Source organism: Pseudomonas sp. Irchel 3E13 (assembly GCF_900187455.1).
In the GTDB taxonomy this organism is placed as follows: domain Bacteria; phylum Pseudomonadota; class Gammaproteobacteria; order Pseudomonadales; family Pseudomonadaceae; genus Aquipseudomonas.
In genome coordinates, this window is record NZ_FYDX01000009.1 from 319,994 (window position 1) to 335,867 (window position 15,874).

Consider the following 15,874-nt stretch of genomic DNA (forward strand, 5'->3'; position numbering starts at 1 on the left):
GCCTGCGCCCGGGCTCATTTTGTTATGCTCTGGCGCTCGTTCAGGCGCGCCTGGCTGCGCGCGGTCCCGTTCATCCCTGCGGAAACCCCTATGACTGCCAACGACTCCGCGCGCCTGTCGCGCGGTGACCACAAGACCCTCGGCCTGGCGGCCCTGGGCGGCGCGCTGGAAATCTACGATTTCATCATCTTCGTGTTCTTCGCCCTGACCCTCAGCCAGCTGTTCTTTCCGCCGGAAATGCCCGAGTGGCTGCGACTGTTGCAGAGCTTCGGGATTTTCGTCACCGGCTACCTGGCGCGTCCGCTGGGCGGCATCCTCATGGCGCATTTCGCCGATCATCTCGGGCGCAAGAAGGTCTTCAGCCTGAGCATTCTGATGATGGCGCTGCCTTGCCTGCTGATCGGCCTGATGCCGACCTACGCCGATATCGGCTATGCCGCGCCGTTGATCCTGCTGGCGCTGCGGATCCTGCAGGGCGCGGCGGTCGGCGGAGAGGTGCCCAGCGCCTGGACTTTCGTCGCCGAGCACGCGCCGCCTGGCCGGCGCGGTTATGCCTTGGGCTTCCTGCAGGCCGGTTTGACGTTCGGCTATCTGCTCGGCGCATTGACCGCCACGGCGCTGGCGCAGATGTTCACCCCTCAGGAAATCCTCGATTACGCCTGGCGTTACCCGTTCCTGCTAGGTGGTGTGTTCGGGGTGATCGGTGTGTGGCTGCGCCGCTGGCTCAGCGAGACGCCGGTGTTCCTCGCCCTGGCGCGCCAGAGCAGCGACCGGCCGAAGGAGTTCTCGCTGCGGGCGGTATTGCGTGAGCACCGTCAGGCGCTGCTGCCGGCGGTGCTGCTGACCTGCGTATTGACCTCGGCGGTGGTGGTGCTGGTGGTGATCACCCCGACCGTGATGCAGCAGCGCTTCGGCATGACTGCCGGGCATACCTTCGCCTTGAGCAGCCTGGGGATTGTCTTCCTCAATATTGGCTGCGTGCTGGCTGGCCTGCTGGTGGATCGCATTGGCGCCTGGCGGGCGCTGCTGCTGTATTCGCTGCTGCTGCCGCTGGGCATTGGCGCGCTGTACGGCAGTCTGGTTGCCGGGTGGGACACGGTCGGCATTGCCTACGCTCTGGCCGGACTTGGCTGCGGGGTAGTGGGGGTGGTGCCTTCGGTGATGGTCGGGCTGTTCCCGGCGCGGATCCGGGTGTCCGGTATCTCGTTCACCTACAACGTTGCCTACGCGCTGTGGGCCAGTACCACGCCGCTGATGCTGATCGCGCTGATGCCCTGGAGTCCGTGGGTGTGCGTGGCGTTTTGCGCGGTAATGGGGTTTGTCGGCGTGCTGACGTCGCTGTACTTCAGTGGTCGCGAGCGCCTGTGCAGCGAGGAAGACCTGTTGCTGGCCAAGGGCTGAAGCGGCTTTTTCGCCCGGATGTAAAAAGCCCCTCACACCTTGCGGTGGAGGGGCTTTTTCGTGGCCGCCGTCTTACATGTTCGGGTAAGTCGGGCCGCCGGCGCCTTCCGGGGTGACCCAAGTGATGTTCTGCGAAGGGTCCTTGATGTCACAGGTTTTGCAGTGCACGCAGTTCTGGGCGTTGATCTGGAAGCGCTTGTTGCCGTCTTCCTGGGTGATCACTTCATACACGCCCGCCGGGCAGTAGCGCTGCGCCGGTTCATCGTAGAGCGGCAGGTTGGTGCCGATCGGGATGCTGGCGTCGGCCAGCTTCAGGTGGCACGGTTGCTCTTCTTCATGGTTGGTGCTGGAGAGGAACACCGAGCTCAGCTTGTCGAAGCTCAGCTTGCCGTCGGGTTTCGGGTAGTCGATCTTTTTCGAGTCGGCCGCGAGCTTGAGGCAGGCGTAGTCTGGCTTGGTGTCGTGCAGGGTGAACGGGAGCTTGCCGCCGAACCAGTTCTGGTCGACATAGTTGAACGCCGCGCCGAACAGCGGACCGAACTTGTGCATGGCCGGGCCGAAGTTGCGGCTGGCGAACAGTTCGTCGTGCAGCCAGCTCGACTTGAAGGCCGCGACGTAGCTGTTGAGCTGATCGCCGCCTTCGCTGCCGGCCAGCAGGGCATCGGCCACTGCGTCGGCGGCGAGCATGCCGGACTTCATCGCGGTGTGGCTGCCCTTGATCTTGGCGAAGTTCAGGGTGCCGAGGTCGCAGCCGATCAGGGCGCCGCCGTTGAAGACCATCTTCGGCAGCGAGTTAAGGCCGCCCTTGCTGATGGCGCGGGCGCCGTAACTGATGCGCTTGCCGCCTTCCAGGTATTGCTTGAGCACCGGGTGGTGCTTCAGGCGCTGGAATTCATCGAATGGCGAAAGGTAGGCGTTGCCGTAGGACAGGTCGACGATCAGGCCGACTACCACCTGGTTGTTTTCCAGGTGATAGAGGAAGGAGCCGCCGGTGTTTTCGGAACTGACCACATCCAGCGGCCAGCCTGCGGTGTGGACCACCAGGCCTTGCTGGTGCTTGGCTGGATCGATTTCCCAGATTTCCTTGAGGCCGATACCGTAGTGCTGGACGTCGGACTCGCTGTCGAGGTTGAAGCGCTTGATCAGTTGCTTGCCGAGGTGACCACGGCAGCCTTCGGCGAACAGGGTGTACTTGCCGCGCAGCTCCATGCCGGGGGTGTACATGCCGTCTTTCGGATGGCCTTCGCGATCCACGCCCATGTCGCCGGTGATGATGCCGCGAACCACGCCGTTGTCGTCGAACAGCACTTCCTGGGCGGCGAAGCCCGGGTAGATTTCCACGCCCAGGTTCTCCGCCTGCTGGGCCAGCCAGCGGCACAGGTTGCCAAGGGAGATGATGTAGTTGCCCTGGTTGTGCATGGTCTTGGGCACGAACAGATCAGGGACTTTGACCGAGCTGCTGCCATCCTTGAGCACATAGATGTCGTCGCGCTTGACCTCGGTGTTCAGCGGCGCGCCCAGTTCCTTCCAGTCCGGGAACAGTTCGTTCAGGGCGCGCGGCTCGAATACGGCGCCGGAGAGGATGTGGGCACCGACCTCGGAGCCTTTCTCGACCACGCAGACGCTGATTTCGCTACCGGCTTCGGCGGCCTTCTGCTTTAGTCGGCAGGCGGCGGACAGGCCCGCCGGGCCGGCGCCGACGATGACCACGTCGAATTCCATGTATTCGCGTTCCACAGGTTCTCTCCTACTCAAGGCTCATCGGTTTTTCTTTATTGGCGGGTGTCAGCGCGGTCATTTCGAAGGGCCGGGTATGTAGCTCCGGAAGATGACGCACTACACCGCTTTCTCTTGGCCGCGCATTATATCTACACCACTTGCGAGGTCCAATACAAACGTTTGTTTGAATTTGCCGCAGGCCAGTAAAATCAAAGAGGCACGGCTGGAAGCTGGCGGTTTTGCCGTATTGACCGGATTGGGCGTTACGGTCAAGATACGGGCGGTTTTACGCTCGCCGTAGGCTGACCGTCGGATGCAGGAGCACCCCTAAAGACCTGGCAAAGAGCAGGGCAGTTACGCCAAACCGGGGTTTTGTAGTGGAGTTTACACGCCACCACAAAGAATGACCCACGGGTTTTGTGATGAAGGGTCGGAACGCGACTATCGAGTCAGCTTAAATTCGACCGGCTGCAATCGTTTTTAGAGGTGCCCTTGTACCCACGCGCAATCGCCGGGTTCGGCCCAGGCGACATTCTTTTCACCGGAGAGTAACGAGGAATCCATGAAGGTTCTTGTAGCTGTCAAACGAGTGGTCGACTACAACGTCAAGGTTCGCGTCAAGGCGGACAACTCCGGCGTCGACCTCGCCAACGTCAAAATGTCCATGAACCCCTTCTGCGAGATCGCCGTCGAAGAAGCCGTCCGCCTGAAAGAGAAAGGCGTGGCCAGCGAAATCGTCGTCGTTACCGTCGGCCCGGCTACCGCCCAGGAACAACTGCGCACCGCCCTGGCACTGGGTGCTGACCGCGCCGTGCTGGTGGAGTCCGCCGAAGAGCTGACCTCCCTGGCCGTGGCCAAGCTGCTCAAGGCTGTTGTCGACAAGGAGCAGCCACAACTGGTGATCCTCGGCAAACAAGCCATCGACAGCGACAACAACCAGACTGGCCAGATGCTGGCCGCGCTGACCGGTTTCGCTCAAGGCACCTTCGCTTCCAAAGTCGAAGTGGCGGGCGACAAGATCAACGTTACCCGTGAAGTCGACGGCGGCCTGCAGACCGTTGCTCTGAACCTGCCGGCGATCGTCACTACCGACCTGCGCCTGAACGAGCCGCGCTACGCGTCGCTGCCGAACATCATGAAGGCCAAGAAGAAGCCGCTGGAGACCGTTACTCCTGATGCGCTGGGCGTTTCCACCGCCTCCACCAACAAGACCCTGAAAGTCGAAGCGCCGGCTGCACGCAGCGCGGGTATCAAGGTCAAGTCGGTTGCTGAACTGGTCGAGAAACTGAAGAACGAGGCGAAGGTAATCTAAATGACTATCCTGGTTATCGCTGAACACGAAAACGGTGCCGTTGCGCCCGCTACCCTGAACACCGTTGCCGCTGCCGCGAAGATCGGTGGTGATGTCCACGTCCTGGTCGCTGGCCAGAACGTCGGTGGTGTTGCTGAAGCCGCCGCGAAAATCGCCGGTGTCGCCAAGGTGCTGGTAGCCGACAACGCCGCCTACGCCAACTTCCTGCCGGAAAACGTCGCGCCGCTGGTTGCCGAGTTGGGCAAGGGCTACAGCCACGTGCTGGCACCTGCCACCTCCAACGGCAAGAACGTTCTGCCGCGCGTTGCCGCGCTGCTGGACGTCGACCAGATTTCCGAGATCATCTCGGTCGAATCGGCTGACACCTTCAAGCGCCCGATCTACGCTGGCAACGCCATTGCTACCGTGCAATCGACCGCTGCAATCAAGGTCATCACCGTTCGCGCCACCGGTTTCGACGCCGTTGCCGCCGAAGGTGGCTCGGCTGCCGTTGAAGCCGTTGCCGCTGTCCACGACGCTGGCAAATCGTCCTTCGTCGGCGAAGAGCTGGCCAAGTCCGACCGCCCAGAACTGACCGCTGCCAAGATCGTCGTTTCCGGCGGCCGCGGCATGCAGAATGGCGACAACTTCAAGCACCTGTACGCCCTGGCCGACAAGCTGGGCGCGGCAGTCGGCGCTTCCCGCGCGGCGGTCGACGCAGGCTTCGTGCCGAACGACATGCAGGTCGGACAGACCGGCAAGATCGTTGCACCGCAGCTGTACATCGCCGTCGGTATCTCCGGCGCGATCCAGCACCTGGCCGGTATGAAAGACTCCAAAGTGATCGTTGCGATCAACAAGGACGAAGAAGCGCCGATCTTCCAGGTGGCCGACTACGGCCTGGTGGCTGACCTGTTCGAAGCCATCCCTGAGCTGGAGAAGCTGGTTTAATCCAGTCGCTTCACTTATAAAGAGCCCGGTTGTTCCGGGCTGTGCGCAGGCGATCCTTCGGTCGCTCGCCGCAGCTCGTGGCAACCGGGCTTTTTGATTTTCCGCGATTGAGAAAGGGCGCTGGCATGGGGTGGTTTGGTCGAAAAGGAACAGTGGCGATGCTCGGGCTCGCGTGTTTGCCATCGATGGCCATGGCGGTCGGCAAATGCGAGCGGCTGGTGGTGACCGGCAGTCCGGATGCGCCGCCTTATTCCTGGCGTGACCCGCAGGATCCCCGGCACCTGATCGGTGCCAATGTAGAGTTGTTGCAGCAGATCGGCAGCGAGCTGGGGCTCAAGATCGAAGTGCTCTACGCCGGCAAGCGCAGCGACGCTCAGGCCGAGGTGCGCAGTGGGCGCATGGACCTGCTGGTGGACGCGCCTATGGCGGTCGCTGAGCTGACAGCCCTGGACTATATTCACCCGCCGGTGCTGCAGAACGAATATTTGGTCTGGACTCGCCACGACGCAGCATTGGCTTATGAAAACCTGGCCGATCTGCACCAGCATCAGGGCGCCATCTCCGAAAAGGCGCGTTTGACCCCTGAATTCGAGGCGTTCAGCAAGACCGAACTGAAGCTGACCCATGTCCCGAACCTCACCCAGGCATTTCAGAAACTCTTGCTGGGGCAGGTGGATTATGTGCTCGCCGGCCGCTACGCCGGCATGGCCATGGCTCAGAGCCTGGGGATGGCCAACGACCTGATTGCGCGCGGCTTGCCGTTGGATCGGCCGGGGTTGTATCTGGCGCTGTCTCACAATTCCGCCTGCAATGACGCCTGGTTACGCGGACAGTTGGCGAAAAAACTGACAGAATTGCCGGCCTCTGGCGTAGCCCAGGAGGTCCTGCAACGCAACATCGAGCGTTGGCAAGCGCAGTTGCAGGCGCCGCTTGACGCCCCTAAACAGTAGGAAACTTGTGTGAGAACTCGACCCCTATTCGCCGTCCTGGCATTGCTGGCCCTGGCCGGCTGTGCGTCCGATCCGGCGCCTCATGAACAGTTGCGTTTGTCCGAGCAGGCGCTTGAGCAGGCCAAGGCCGTTGGTGCCACCGATGATGTGGCCGAGCTGAAGCTGGCTGAAGAGAAGTTGACGCGGGCCCGCAGCAATATGCTCAGCGAGTCGTTCCGCGATGCGCGCATGCGTGCCGAACAGGCCGAACTGGATGCGCGCCTGGCCGAGGCCCGGGTACTGACCCTGAAAAGTCAGGAGCAACTGACCCTTCTGCAGTCGCGGGTGGATCGTCTTCGCAAGCAGTTGGGGGAACAGAAGTGAGTTCGATCAAGCCTCTGGTATTGCTGGCGATTGCCGGTGTTCTTGGGTTGCAGGGCTGTGCCAGTGAGCGCAGTGAAGTCGCGCTGGAACAAGCGACGGCCAGCTTTCAGTCGGTGAAGGACGATTCAAACGTGCTGCGCAGTGCGCCGCGGGATGTCATCCGTGCAGGCGAGTCGCTGGCGCGGGCTGAGCGTCTGGCCAGCTATATCGGCACCGGCTCGGATGTACGGCATTACGCCTATCTGAGTCAGCGCTACAGCGAGATTGCTCGCGAGCACAGCAATCTGGTGCTCAATCAGGAGCGTCAGGCCAAGCTGGAGCTGGAACGCCAACGTCTGCAACTGGCGCTGCGCGAGGCCAAGCTGTCCAGCGTGCAGCAGCAGGGCAAATGGCTCGAGGAGCAGATCGTCAGCCTGGCCACCACGGACAGTGATCGTGGCCTGGTCATGACCTTGGGCGATGTGCTGTTCGATACCGGGCAGGCGGATCTGAAAAACTCCGCGAGCCGCACGGTGCTCAAGCTGGTGCAGTTCCTTCAGTTGAACCCCAAGCGCGTTGTTCGCATCGAGGGTTACACCGACAGCACCGGCAACCCTGAGGACAACCTCAAGCTGTCGCGTGACCGTGCGCAGGCGGTGGCTGACATGCTGGTTGACCTGGGTGTCGATGAGAAGCGCATCCAGGTTCGCGGGTATGGTGACCAGTACCCGGTCGAGGTGAATGCCTCGGAGCGTGGCCGGGCGCAGAACCGTCGCGTGGAAATCGTTTTCTCCGATGAGAAGGGCAGGCTCGGCGCCGAGCGTTGATACGTCCCTGACACGAAAACCCGGTGATCGAAAGACACCGGGTTTTTTATTAGCCGTGATTTTTTATGCGTTTTCAGCACTTTGATGCGTCGTCACATCACGGTATTGTCGACGAGTCTGCAATCTGTCCCAGTACACTTGGGAACTGTTCCGGTATTCTGTGCCGGCTTGTACAAGAATAACCAGATTGCCTGCGTGCCGAGAGTGGATCATGACCAACCTGTTGCTTTATCAGCGTATCGCTCAGCAGCTCGCCGAAGATATTCGGCGTGGTGTCTATCAGCCGGGTGAGCGTGTGCCGTCCGTGCGCAAGATGAGCTCACAGTTGAATGTCAGCCATGCAACCGTGCTCCAGGCCTACGCCAACCTGGAAGACCAGGGGCTGATCCGGGCTCGGCCGCAATCGGGTTATTACGTTCACCAGACCCCGGCGTTGACGGCGTCGACCCCGGATATCGCGCGGGTTGAGCGACCGGGGCTGGTCACTCGCGCCAGCATCATCCAGCAGGTCCTGGACGAAGCGCGCCGGGACGGTGTTTTCCCGTTGGGCGCGGCGGTGCCCCATGTCGATTACCTGCCGGTGCGGGCGCTGCACCAGCAATTGGCCAAGGTCACGCGCTTCCAGAGTCCGCGGGCCTTCAGCTATATGTTCAGCCCTGGCTTCGAGCCGCTGCGCCGGCAGATTGCAATTCGCATGCGTGATGCCGGGGTGATTGTCGATCCTTCCGAGATCGTGGTGACTCACGGTTGCGTTGATGCGCTGCAAATGTCTTTGCGCGTGCTGACCCGGCCGGGAGACCTGATCGCCGCCGAATCGCCGACCTACTACGGTCTGTTGCAACTGGCCGACCTGCTGGGCTTGAAAGTGATCGAGATCCCCAGTGATCCGTCCACCGGCATCAGTCTGGAAGCCCTGCAACTTGCGGCCAATCAATGGTCCATCAAGGCGCTGGTGCTCACGGCGAGGCTGAGCAACCCGCTGGGCGGTACCATTCCGGAAGATCGCCAGAAACAACTGCTGCGCCTGGCCTCGGATTTCAATATCCAGATCATCGAAGACGATATCTACGGCGAGTTGATGTTCGAGCAGGGCAAGAGCAAATCGCTCAAGGCGTTCGACCGGCTGGATCGTGTCATCTACTGTTCGAGTTTTTCCAAGACCCTGTCGCCAGGCGTGCGGATCGGCTGGATGATCGCTGGCAACTACCAGCAGGAGATCCAGCGGCTACAGACATTCAGCACCCACTCCGCGTGCAGCGTGACACAAATGGGTGTAGCGGCTTATCTGGAAAACGGTGGTTACGATCGACACCTGCGCTTCATTCGCCAGGAATACCGCAAGAACCTCAGTGCCTATCAGTTGGCGGTTCAGCAGTATTTCCCGGAAGGCACCCAGATGACCCGGCCCACCGGTGGTTTCATTCTGTGGGTCAGTCTGCCTGGGCGGGTCAATACCCAGGAGTTGCATGTGCGTGCGCTGCAGCAGGGCATCAGTATCGCGCCGGGGCTGATCTTCAGTAACACCGAGCAATTCAATCACTGCATTCGCCTCAACTGCGGCATTCCGTGGAATCGGGAGGCGGAGCGGGTATTGATGACGTTGGGGATGCTGGCCAATCAGCTATGTCAGGAAACTGCAAATAATGGCTATCTGTAGCTGACGGACTTGTCAGGCGCGCTTGGAACGCGGAGCATAGCGGCTTTCATGGAGTGCTTGTTGTTGTCTATGACTGTATTACGGCGTGGCGGATTGGTATTAATTGGGCTGTTCGCGGTATCGCTGATGGACTCCGCGATGGCCGCGTCCGCTCCTCAGTCCGTTTTGCTGGCCGAAGCAAAGCCTCAAGAGCAGAAAGCCAGCACTGCCAGCCAGAAGAAACAGCCCGCGCAGCCGGCGGCAAAAGCCCAGCCCGCAGCCCGGCAGAAGGCCGTACCTGCGAAAAAGGCGCCGGTCAGAGCCAGCAAGACCGCTAGCCGAAAAAAAGCGGATGCGATCGCTGCGCCGCTGCCCAAGGCCAAACTCGATCTGACCTTGCCACCTGACATGGTCAAGGAAATGAAGTCTGTCGAGCAGATCGAGGCGGAAGTGCGCAAGCCGCTGCTGCCTTCGATGTTCGGGGAAAAACCTGCGGCCGAAAGTCCATTCCAGCTCAACGGGCGTTTGCTGAGCAACGAAATGCAATTGCAGTTGCGCAACGATAGTCGCCAGGACATCGAAGGCGCTGCTATCGATTTCGAATTCAAGCAATAGCGTCAAAACGAGAACCACCCAGTCAGCAATATTTCATTTGGCCGGTAATTTCAAACGGTTGTTTTAGTCGTTACTATCCTTCCTATCTGCATCATTTGCTCTTTCCGAGGTCTACCACGTCATGAAGTGCCGCGAAGGCTGTGGCGCCTGCTGCATAGCTCCGTCGATCAGTTCGTTCATTCCTGGAATGCCTGATGGCAAGCCGGCTGGCGAGCGCTGTATTCATCTGTCCGCCATCAATCTGTGTGATTTGTTCGGCAAGCCGGAAAGGCCGGCAGTCTGTTCGGGCTTCAAGGCGGACACAGAGGTATGCGGGAGTGACCGTGACGAGGCTATCAAGCTCATCGGCTGGTGGGAGCAAATGACGGCGGCCTGAATGCTGGATCACCGACCAATAAGGAAAACAACCGGATGAGATCGTTCAAGCGTGTAGCGGTAATCGTAGGTTTGAGTGCGTTGTCGACTTTGGCTTTCGCTGAGCAATGGGAGGAGGTCAAGAGCGCGGACGGTATCAAGGTTTCCCTCAGCAAAGTGGAGGGCTCCGATTACAAGGCATACCGCGGCGTAGTCCTGATCAAGGCGCCCATTGCGAAAATTCGGGCGCTGCAGGAGGACGTTGCCGGTTCTTGCGCGTGGATTCACGAGTGCAAATTGCAGAAGCTGCTCAAGCACGAAGGCGACCAGAGCTGGACCTACGCGCAGTTCAACACGCCATGGCCGGTGACGCCGCGTGATTCCGTGTTGCATGTGACGACCACCCAGGACGCTGATGGCAGTGTGACGCGCAAAATCGAAGGCGTGAGCACCTATCTGCCGGAAGAGAAGGGCTTCGTACGGGTGGCGACTGCCAATGGCTACTGGAAACTGGTTCCGAAAGGCGATGCCACCGAAGTGACGTATCAGTTGCACACCAACCCGGGCGGTAGCGTGCCTTCCATGGTCGCGAACAAGTTCGTCGTGGATGCGCCTTTCAATACGCTCAAGGCATTGAAAGAGAAAGCTGAAAAACCTTGATGTGAGCATTACAGTTATCGAGACGTGTAGCGTTATCGATAACTGTACGTTTCAAGGGCAATAAAAAAGGCTGCCATCAGGCAGCCTTTTTTTGCGTTCGGCCGAAGCTTACTTGCGGTCTTCCAGCTTGATCAGGTCGCGGGACTCGTAGCCGGTGTACAGCTGGCGAGGACGGCCGATCTTGTAAGGGCTGGAGAGCATTTCTTTCCAGTGCGAGATCCAGCCGACGGTACGCGCCAGGGCGAAGATCACGGTGAACATACTGGTTGGAATGCCGATTGCCTTCAGGATGATGCCCGAGTAGAAGTCGACGTTCGGGTACAGCGAACGCTCGATGAAGTAAGGATCGGTAAGGGCGATCTCTTCCAGGCGCATGGCCAGTTCGAGCTGCGGATCGTTGGTGATGCCCAGCTCGCGCAGGACTTCGTCGCAGGTCTGCTTCATCACGGTGGCACGCGGGTCGCGGTTCTTGTAAACGCGGTGACCGAAGCCCATGAGTTTGAACGGGTCGTTCTTGTCCTTTGCCTTGGCGATGAATTTGTCGATGTTCGAAACATCGCCGATTTCATCCAGCATGGTCAGTACGGCTTCGTTCGCACCGCCGTGGGCAGGGCCCCACAGTGCGGCGATACCGGCGGCGATACAGGCAAACGGGTTGGCACCCGACGAGCCGGCCAGACGCACGGTGGAGGTGGACGCATTCTGTTCGTGGTCGGCGTGGAGGATGAAGATCCGGTCCATTGCCTTGGCCAGTACCGGGCTGATCGGTTTGATCTCGCACGGGGTGTTGAACATCATGTGCAGGAAGTTCTCGGCATACGACAGGTCGTTGCGCGGGTACATCATGGGCTGGCCCATGGAGTACTTGTAGACCATCGCGGCCAGGGTCGGCATCTTGGCGACCAGGCGAACGGCGGAGATTTCCCGGTGCTGCGGGTTATTGATGTCCAGCGAGTCATGGTAGAACGCCGACAGGGCGCCAACCACGCCGCACATGACGGCCATCGGGTGGGCGTCGCGGCGGAAGCCGTTGAAGAAGGACTTCAACTGCTCATGCACCATGGTGTGGTTCTTCACGGTGCTGACGAACTGAGCCTTCTGCTCGGCATTCGGCAGTTCGCCGTTGAGCAGCAGGTAGCAGGTTTCGAGGTAGTCGGATTGCTGGGCGAGCTGTTCGATCGGGTAGCCGCGATGCAGCAGGATGCCCTTGTCGCCATCAATGTAGGTGATCTTCGACTCGCAAGATGCGGTCGCCATGAAACCAGGGTCGAAAGTGAAGTGACCCGTGGCCCCCAACCCTCTGACGTCGATAACATCTGGACCAACGGTGCCGGTTAAAATGGGCAGCTCGACGGGGGCTGCGCCCTCGATGATCAACTGCGCTTTTTTGTCAGCCATGTGGCCTCCTATTAATGCTTGAAATCATCTGACAGACCCCCCACGCAGGGCCCGCACCACTATAGTGAGATAAATTCGAATGTCAATTTGCCTAAAGCACGGTTGTAATGGGCCTTAGGCCCTGTTTTTCCTCGAAATTGGCGCCCATTTACGCCTTTTGTTCGGTAAAGGCAATGCGCTATTTGGGCTAGCCCTTCACGTTGTCATTAGTAGCCTAACTGTCTATACTCGGCACCCGACCGCCAGGGGCTTTCTTGCCCGTCTCACTGGGGGTCGCCGCTCCCTGGGTGGTGGGTACCTGACCAGTACACTTACCAACAACTTTGCCCTGATTGCTAGGGGCTCTTCAGTGTGAAAAAAGCCGTGAAAAGCCAACGACCTGTAAACCTAGACCTAAGGACCATCAAACTCCCGATCACCGCTTACACGTCCATTCTCCACCGCATCTCCGGCGTTATTCTGTTCCTGGGCCTGGCCATCATGCTTTATGCATTGGGCAAATCCCTGGGTTCCGAAGAAGGCTTTGGTGAGGTGAAGGCGTGTCTGACCAGTCCGCTGGCCAAGTTCGTGTTCTGGGGCCTGCTGTCCGCCTTGCTGTATCACCTGGTGGCCGGTGTGCGCCATCTGATCATGGACATGGGCATCGGTGAGACGCTGGAAGGCGGCAAACTGGGCTCGAAAATTGTCATCGTCATCTCCGTGGTGGTGATCGTTCTGGCGGGAGTTTGGATATGGTAACCAACGTCACGAACCTTTCGCGTTCGGGCCTCTATGACTGGATGGCGCAGCGCGTTTCTGCGGTCGTTCTCGCGGCTTACTTCATTTTCCTGATCGGCTACCTGGTGGCGCACCCTGGCATCGAATATGCCCAGTGGCACGCCCTGTTCTCCAATAACGCGATGCGTATCTTCAGCTTGCTGGCACTGGTTGCCCTGGGCGCTCACGCCTGGGTCGGCATGTGGACCATTGCAACCGACTACCTGACGCCAATGGCGTTCGGCAAGTCGGCTACAGCGATACGTTTCCTGTTCCAGGCGGTATGTGGTGTCGCGATGTTCGCGTACTTCGTCTGGGGTGTGCAGATTCTCTGGGGTATCTGATTCATGGCTATCATTCCAACGATTTCTTTCGACGCCATCATTGTTGGTGGCGGCGGTGCCGGCATGCGCGCTGCGCTGCAACTGGCCCAGGGCGGTCACAAGACGGCCGTGATCACCAAGGTGTTCCCGACCCGTTCGCACACCGTATCGGCCCAGGGTGGGATCACCTGCGCAATCGCTTCGGCTGACCCGAACGATGACTGGCGCTGGCATATGTACGATACCGTCAAAGGCTCCGACTACATCGGTGACCAGGACGCTATCGAATATATGTGCCAGGAAGGTCCTGCCGCGGTATTTGAGCTGGACCACATGGGTCTGCCGTTCTCCCGTACCGAAACCGGTCGTATCTACCAGCGTCCGTTCGGCGGTCAGTCCAAGGACTTCGGTAAAGGTGGCCAGGCCGCCCGTACCTGCGCCGCTTCCGACCGTACCGGTCACGCACTGCTGCACACCCTGTATCAGGGCAACCTGAAAGCAGGCACCACCTTCCTGAACGAGTACTACGCTGTTGACCTGGTGAAGAACCAGGACGGCGCGTTCGTCGGTGTGATCGCAATCTGCATCGAAACCGGCGAAACCCAGTACATCCGTGCCAAGGCAACGGTACTGGCTACCGGCGGTGCAGGTCGTATCTACTCGTCGACCACCAACGCCCTGATCAACACCGGTGACGGCGTTGGCATGGCACTGCGTGCTGGCGTTCCGGTGCAAGACATCGAAATGTGGCAGTTCCACCCAACCGGCATCGCCGGCGCAGGTGTACTGGTCACCGAAGGTTGCCGCGGTGAAGGCGGTTACCTGATCAACAAGCACGGCGAGCGTTTCATGGAACGCTACGCGCCAAACGCCAAGGACCTTGCTGGTCGTGACGTTGTGGCCCGTTCCATGGTCAAGGAAATCATCGCCGGTAACGGCTGTGGCCCTAACGGCGACCACGTGATGCTGAAACTCGACCACCTCGGTGAAGAAGTTCTGCACAGCCGCCTGCCAGGTATCTGTGAGTTGTCCAAGACCTTCGCTCACGTTGACCCGGTCGTTGCTCCGGTTCCAGTCGTTCCAACCTGCCACTACATGATGGGCGGCGTTGCCACCAACATTCATGGCCAGGCGATGACCCAGGATGCCGACGGTGTGGATCACATCATTCCTGGTCTGTTCGCCGTAGGCGAAGTGGCGTGCGTATCGGTTCACGGTGCCAACCGCCTGGGCGGCAACTCGCTGCTCGACCTGGTGGTCTTCGGCCGCGCTGCCGGCCTGCACCTGGAAAAAGCGCTGACCGACGGTATCGAATACCGCGACGCCAGCGACACCGACATCGAAGTTGCCCTGAACCGTCTGAACAAGCTCAACGAGCGCACTTCCGGCGAAGACGTTGCAACCCTGCGTCGCGAGCTGCAGAGCTGCATGCAGAACTACTTCGGTGTGTTCCGTACTGGCGAATACATGCAGAAGGGCATCGAGCAACTGGCTGGCCTGCGCGAGCGTATCGCCAACGTCAAGATCAGCGACAAGTCCCAGGCCTTCAACACCGCGCGTATCGAAGCGCTGGAGCTGCAGAACCTGCTGGAAGTTGCCGAAGCAACCGCCATCGCGGCCGAAGTTCGTAAAGAGTCCCGCGGCGCTCACGCCCGTGAAGACTACGAAGACCGTGACGACGAAAACTGGCTGTGCCACACCCTGTACTTCCCAGGTGAGAAGCGGGTTGCCAAACGTGCAGTCAACTTCGCGCCGAAGACCGTACCGGCGTTCGAACCAAAAGTCCGGACTTACTAAGGGTGGCCGCTATGTTGCAAGTCGAAGTTTATCGTTACAACCCGGACACCGACTCGGCACCTAAAACCCAGGTGTTCCAGGTCGATACCGGTGGCAAGGACCTGATGGTGCTGGACGTACTGGCGCTGATCAAGGAGCAGGACGAGGGCTTCTCCTATCGTCGCTCCTGCCGTGAAGGCGTTTGCGGTTCCGACGGCATGAACATCAACGGCAAGAACGGCCTGGCGTGCATCACGCCGCTGTCCGCTGTCGTAAAAGGTAACAAGTTGGTCGTGCGTCCGCTGCCTGGTTTGCCGGTTATCCGTGACCTGGTCGTCGACATGAGCATCTTCTACAAGCAGTACGAGAAGGTGAAGCCATTCCTGCAGAACGACACGCCGGCTCCGGCCATCGAGCGTCTGCAGTCGCCGGAAGAGCGCGAAAAGCTGGACGGTCTGTACGAGTGCATCCTGTGCGCTTGCTGCTCGACTTCCTGCCCGTCGTTCTGGTGGAACCCGGACAAGTTCCTGGGTCCAGCCGCTCTGCTGCAAGCCTATCGCTTCCTGGCCGACAGCCGTGACACCAAAACCCAGGAGCGCCTGGCGTCCCTGGATGACCCGTTCAGCGTATTCCGCTGCCGCGGGATCATGAACTGCGTAAACGTTTGCCCTAAAGGTCTGAACCCGACCAAGGCAATCGGCCACGTTCGTAACATGCTGCTGCAAAGCGGCACCTGATTCAAAAAGTGTTGTAGCCGTAGAACGCCAAGGTGCGGGCATCAGCCCGCACCGAGGTGAAACCCGAGCAAGGGTCAAAAGCCCGAGCTTGACCTATGAAGATATGAGACCAGCAGGGGCATCCGGGCTGGTACCCGG

Annotated in this window: 16 protein-coding genes; 14 read left to right on the forward strand and 2 right to left on the reverse strand. The window is 59.9% G+C overall.

The genetic code is table 11. The features are described from left to right. The first annotated feature begins 90 nt into the window (after window positions 1-90). On the forward strand, window positions 91-1,401 hold the full coding sequence (locus CKW37_RS18100) for an MFS transporter (RefSeq protein WP_095157134.1): 1,311 nt from the start codon (window positions 91-93) through the stop codon (window positions 1,399-1,401). 72 nt (window positions 1,402-1,473) lie between these two features. Here the strand turns inward: CKW37_RS18100 and CKW37_RS18105 are convergent, their stop codons facing one another. Continuing rightward, entirely contained in the window at window positions 1,474-3,138 is a 1,665-nt protein-coding gene (locus CKW37_RS18105) for an electron transfer flavoprotein-ubiquinone oxidoreductase (RefSeq protein ID WP_095157080.1), read from the reverse strand. Between the two features lie 544 nt (window positions 3,139-3,682). On the opposite strand from CKW37_RS18105, the gene CKW37_RS18110 reads away from it, so the two are divergent. The 9 genes from CKW37_RS18110 to CKW37_RS18150 all read left to right on the forward strand — a co-directional run bounded on the left by CKW37_RS18110 (window position 3,683) and on the right by CKW37_RS18150 (window position 10,746). Further along, window positions 3,683-4,432, forward strand: a complete 750-nt coding sequence (locus tag CKW37_RS18110) for an electron transfer flavoprotein subunit beta/FixA family protein (RefSeq protein WP_095157081.1) — start codon at window positions 3,683-3,685, stop codon at window positions 4,430-4,432. Further along, on the forward strand, window positions 4,433-5,362 hold the full coding sequence (locus CKW37_RS18115) for an electron transfer flavoprotein subunit alpha/FixB family protein (RefSeq protein WP_095157082.1): 930 nt from the start codon (window positions 4,433-4,435) through the stop codon (window positions 5,360-5,362). Window positions 5,363-5,520: 158 nt separating this feature from the next. Beyond that, window positions 5,521-6,312 (forward strand): ABC transporter substrate-binding protein, encoded by a 792-nt coding sequence (locus CKW37_RS18120; RefSeq protein WP_095157083.1) that lies wholly within the window; start codon window positions 5,521-5,523, stop codon window positions 6,310-6,312. A 9-nt stretch (window positions 6,313-6,321) separates the two neighbouring features. Next, the gene (locus CKW37_RS18125; RefSeq protein ID WP_095157084.1) at window positions 6,322-6,675 is read left to right on the forward strand and encodes a DUF4398 domain-containing protein; all 354 of its coding nucleotides are present in this window, start codon (window positions 6,322-6,324) and stop codon (window positions 6,673-6,675) included. Beyond that, window positions 6,672-7,481, forward strand: a complete 810-nt coding sequence (locus tag CKW37_RS18130; protein WP_095157085.1) for an OmpA family protein — start codon at window positions 6,672-6,674, stop codon at window positions 7,479-7,481. Before CKW37_RS18125 ends, CKW37_RS18130 begins: the two co-directional genes overlap by 4 nt. A 211-nt stretch (window positions 7,482-7,692) precedes the next feature. Then, window positions 7,693-9,138, forward strand: a complete 1,446-nt coding sequence (locus CKW37_RS18135; RefSeq protein WP_095157086.1) for a PLP-dependent aminotransferase family protein — start codon at window positions 7,693-7,695, stop codon at window positions 9,136-9,138. 69 nt (window positions 9,139-9,207) lie between these two features. Next, complete coding sequence (locus CKW37_RS18140; protein ID WP_177454446.1) at window positions 9,208-9,732, forward strand: translation initiation factor 2; 525 nt, start codon at window positions 9,208-9,210, stop codon at window positions 9,730-9,732. Window positions 9,733-9,853: 121 nt separating this feature from the next. Further along, window positions 9,854-10,108, forward strand: a complete 255-nt coding sequence (locus CKW37_RS18145) for a YkgJ family cysteine cluster protein (RefSeq protein WP_095157087.1) — start codon at window positions 9,854-9,856, stop codon at window positions 10,106-10,108. Between the two features lie 35 nt (window positions 10,109-10,143). Further along, window positions 10,144-10,746: an START domain-containing protein gene (locus CKW37_RS18150; protein ID WP_095157088.1), complete on the forward strand. Its 603-nt coding sequence runs from the start codon at window positions 10,144-10,146 to the stop codon at window positions 10,744-10,746. 108 nt (window positions 10,747-10,854) lie between these two features. On the opposite strand, the gene gltA is transcribed toward CKW37_RS18150, so the two are convergent. Next, on the reverse strand, window positions 10,855-12,144 hold the full coding sequence (gene gltA / locus CKW37_RS18155; protein ID WP_095157089.1) for a citrate synthase: 1,290 nt from the start codon (window positions 12,142-12,144) through the stop codon (window positions 10,855-10,857). Window positions 12,145-12,495: 351 nt separating this feature from the next. Between gltA and sdhC the strand changes: the two genes are divergently transcribed. Genes sdhC through CKW37_RS18175 form a run of 4 tightly spaced genes read left to right on the forward strand, consistent with a single transcriptional unit; the run spans window position 12,496 to window position 15,736 of the window. Continuing rightward, a complete protein-coding gene (gene sdhC / locus CKW37_RS18160; RefSeq protein ID WP_170946391.1) occupies window positions 12,496-12,882 on the forward strand; it encodes a succinate dehydrogenase, cytochrome b556 subunit in 387 nt (128 codons plus the stop codon). Beyond that, complete coding sequence (gene sdhD, locus CKW37_RS18165) at window positions 12,876-13,244, forward strand: succinate dehydrogenase, hydrophobic membrane anchor protein (RefSeq protein WP_009396297.1); 369 nt, start codon at window positions 12,876-12,878, stop codon at window positions 13,242-13,244. The genes sdhC and sdhD overlap by 7 nt, the downstream gene beginning before the upstream one ends. 3 nt (window positions 13,245-13,247) lie before the next feature. Then, window positions 13,248-15,020, forward strand: coding sequence for a succinate dehydrogenase flavoprotein subunit (gene sdhA / locus CKW37_RS18170; protein ID WP_095157090.1), 1,773 nt, complete (start codon window positions 13,248-13,250; stop codon window positions 15,018-15,020). Between the two features lie 11 nt (window positions 15,021-15,031). Further along, a complete protein-coding gene (locus tag CKW37_RS18175) occupies window positions 15,032-15,736 on the forward strand; it encodes a succinate dehydrogenase iron-sulfur subunit (protein ID WP_095157091.1) in 705 nt (234 codons plus the stop codon). The last annotated feature ends 138 nt before the right edge of the window (window positions 15,737-15,874 follow it).

Coding starts and splice junctions, on each gene's coding strand:
- CKW37_RS18100 (WP_095157134.1), top strand. CDS start 91: ATGACTGCCAACGACTCCGCGCGCCTGTCGCGCGGTGACCACAAGACC.
- CKW37_RS18110 (WP_095157081.1), top strand. CDS start 3,683: ATGAAGGTTCTTGTAGCTGTCAAACGAGTGGTCGACTACAACGTCAAG.
- CKW37_RS18115 (WP_095157082.1), top strand. CDS start 4,433: ATGACTATCCTGGTTATCGCTGAACACGAAAACGGTGCCGTTGCGCCC.
- CKW37_RS18120 (WP_095157083.1), top strand. CDS start 5,521: ATGCTCGGGCTCGCGTGTTTGCCATCGATGGCCATGGCGGTCGGCAAA.
- CKW37_RS18135 (WP_095157086.1), top strand. CDS start 7,693: ATGACCAACCTGTTGCTTTATCAGCGTATCGCTCAGCAGCTCGCCGAA.
- CKW37_RS18140 (WP_177454446.1), top strand. CDS start 9,208: ATGACTGTATTACGGCGTGGCGGATTGGTATTAATTGGGCTGTTCGCG.
- CKW37_RS18145 (WP_095157087.1), top strand. CDS start 9,854: ATGAAGTGCCGCGAAGGCTGTGGCGCCTGCTGCATAGCTCCGTCGATC.
- CKW37_RS18150 (WP_095157088.1), top strand. CDS start 10,144: ATGAGATCGTTCAAGCGTGTAGCGGTAATCGTAGGTTTGAGTGCGTTG.
- gltA (WP_095157089.1), bottom strand. CDS start 12,144: ATGGCTGACAAAAAAGCGCAGTTGATCATCGAGGGCGCAGCCCCCGTC.
- sdhD (WP_009396297.1), top strand. CDS start 12,876: ATGGTAACCAACGTCACGAACCTTTCGCGTTCGGGCCTCTATGACTGG.
- sdhA (WP_095157090.1), top strand. CDS start 13,248: ATGGCTATCATTCCAACGATTTCTTTCGACGCCATCATTGTTGGTGGC.
- CKW37_RS18175 (WP_095157091.1), top strand. CDS start 15,032: ATGTTGCAAGTCGAAGTTTATCGTTACAACCCGGACACCGACTCGGCA.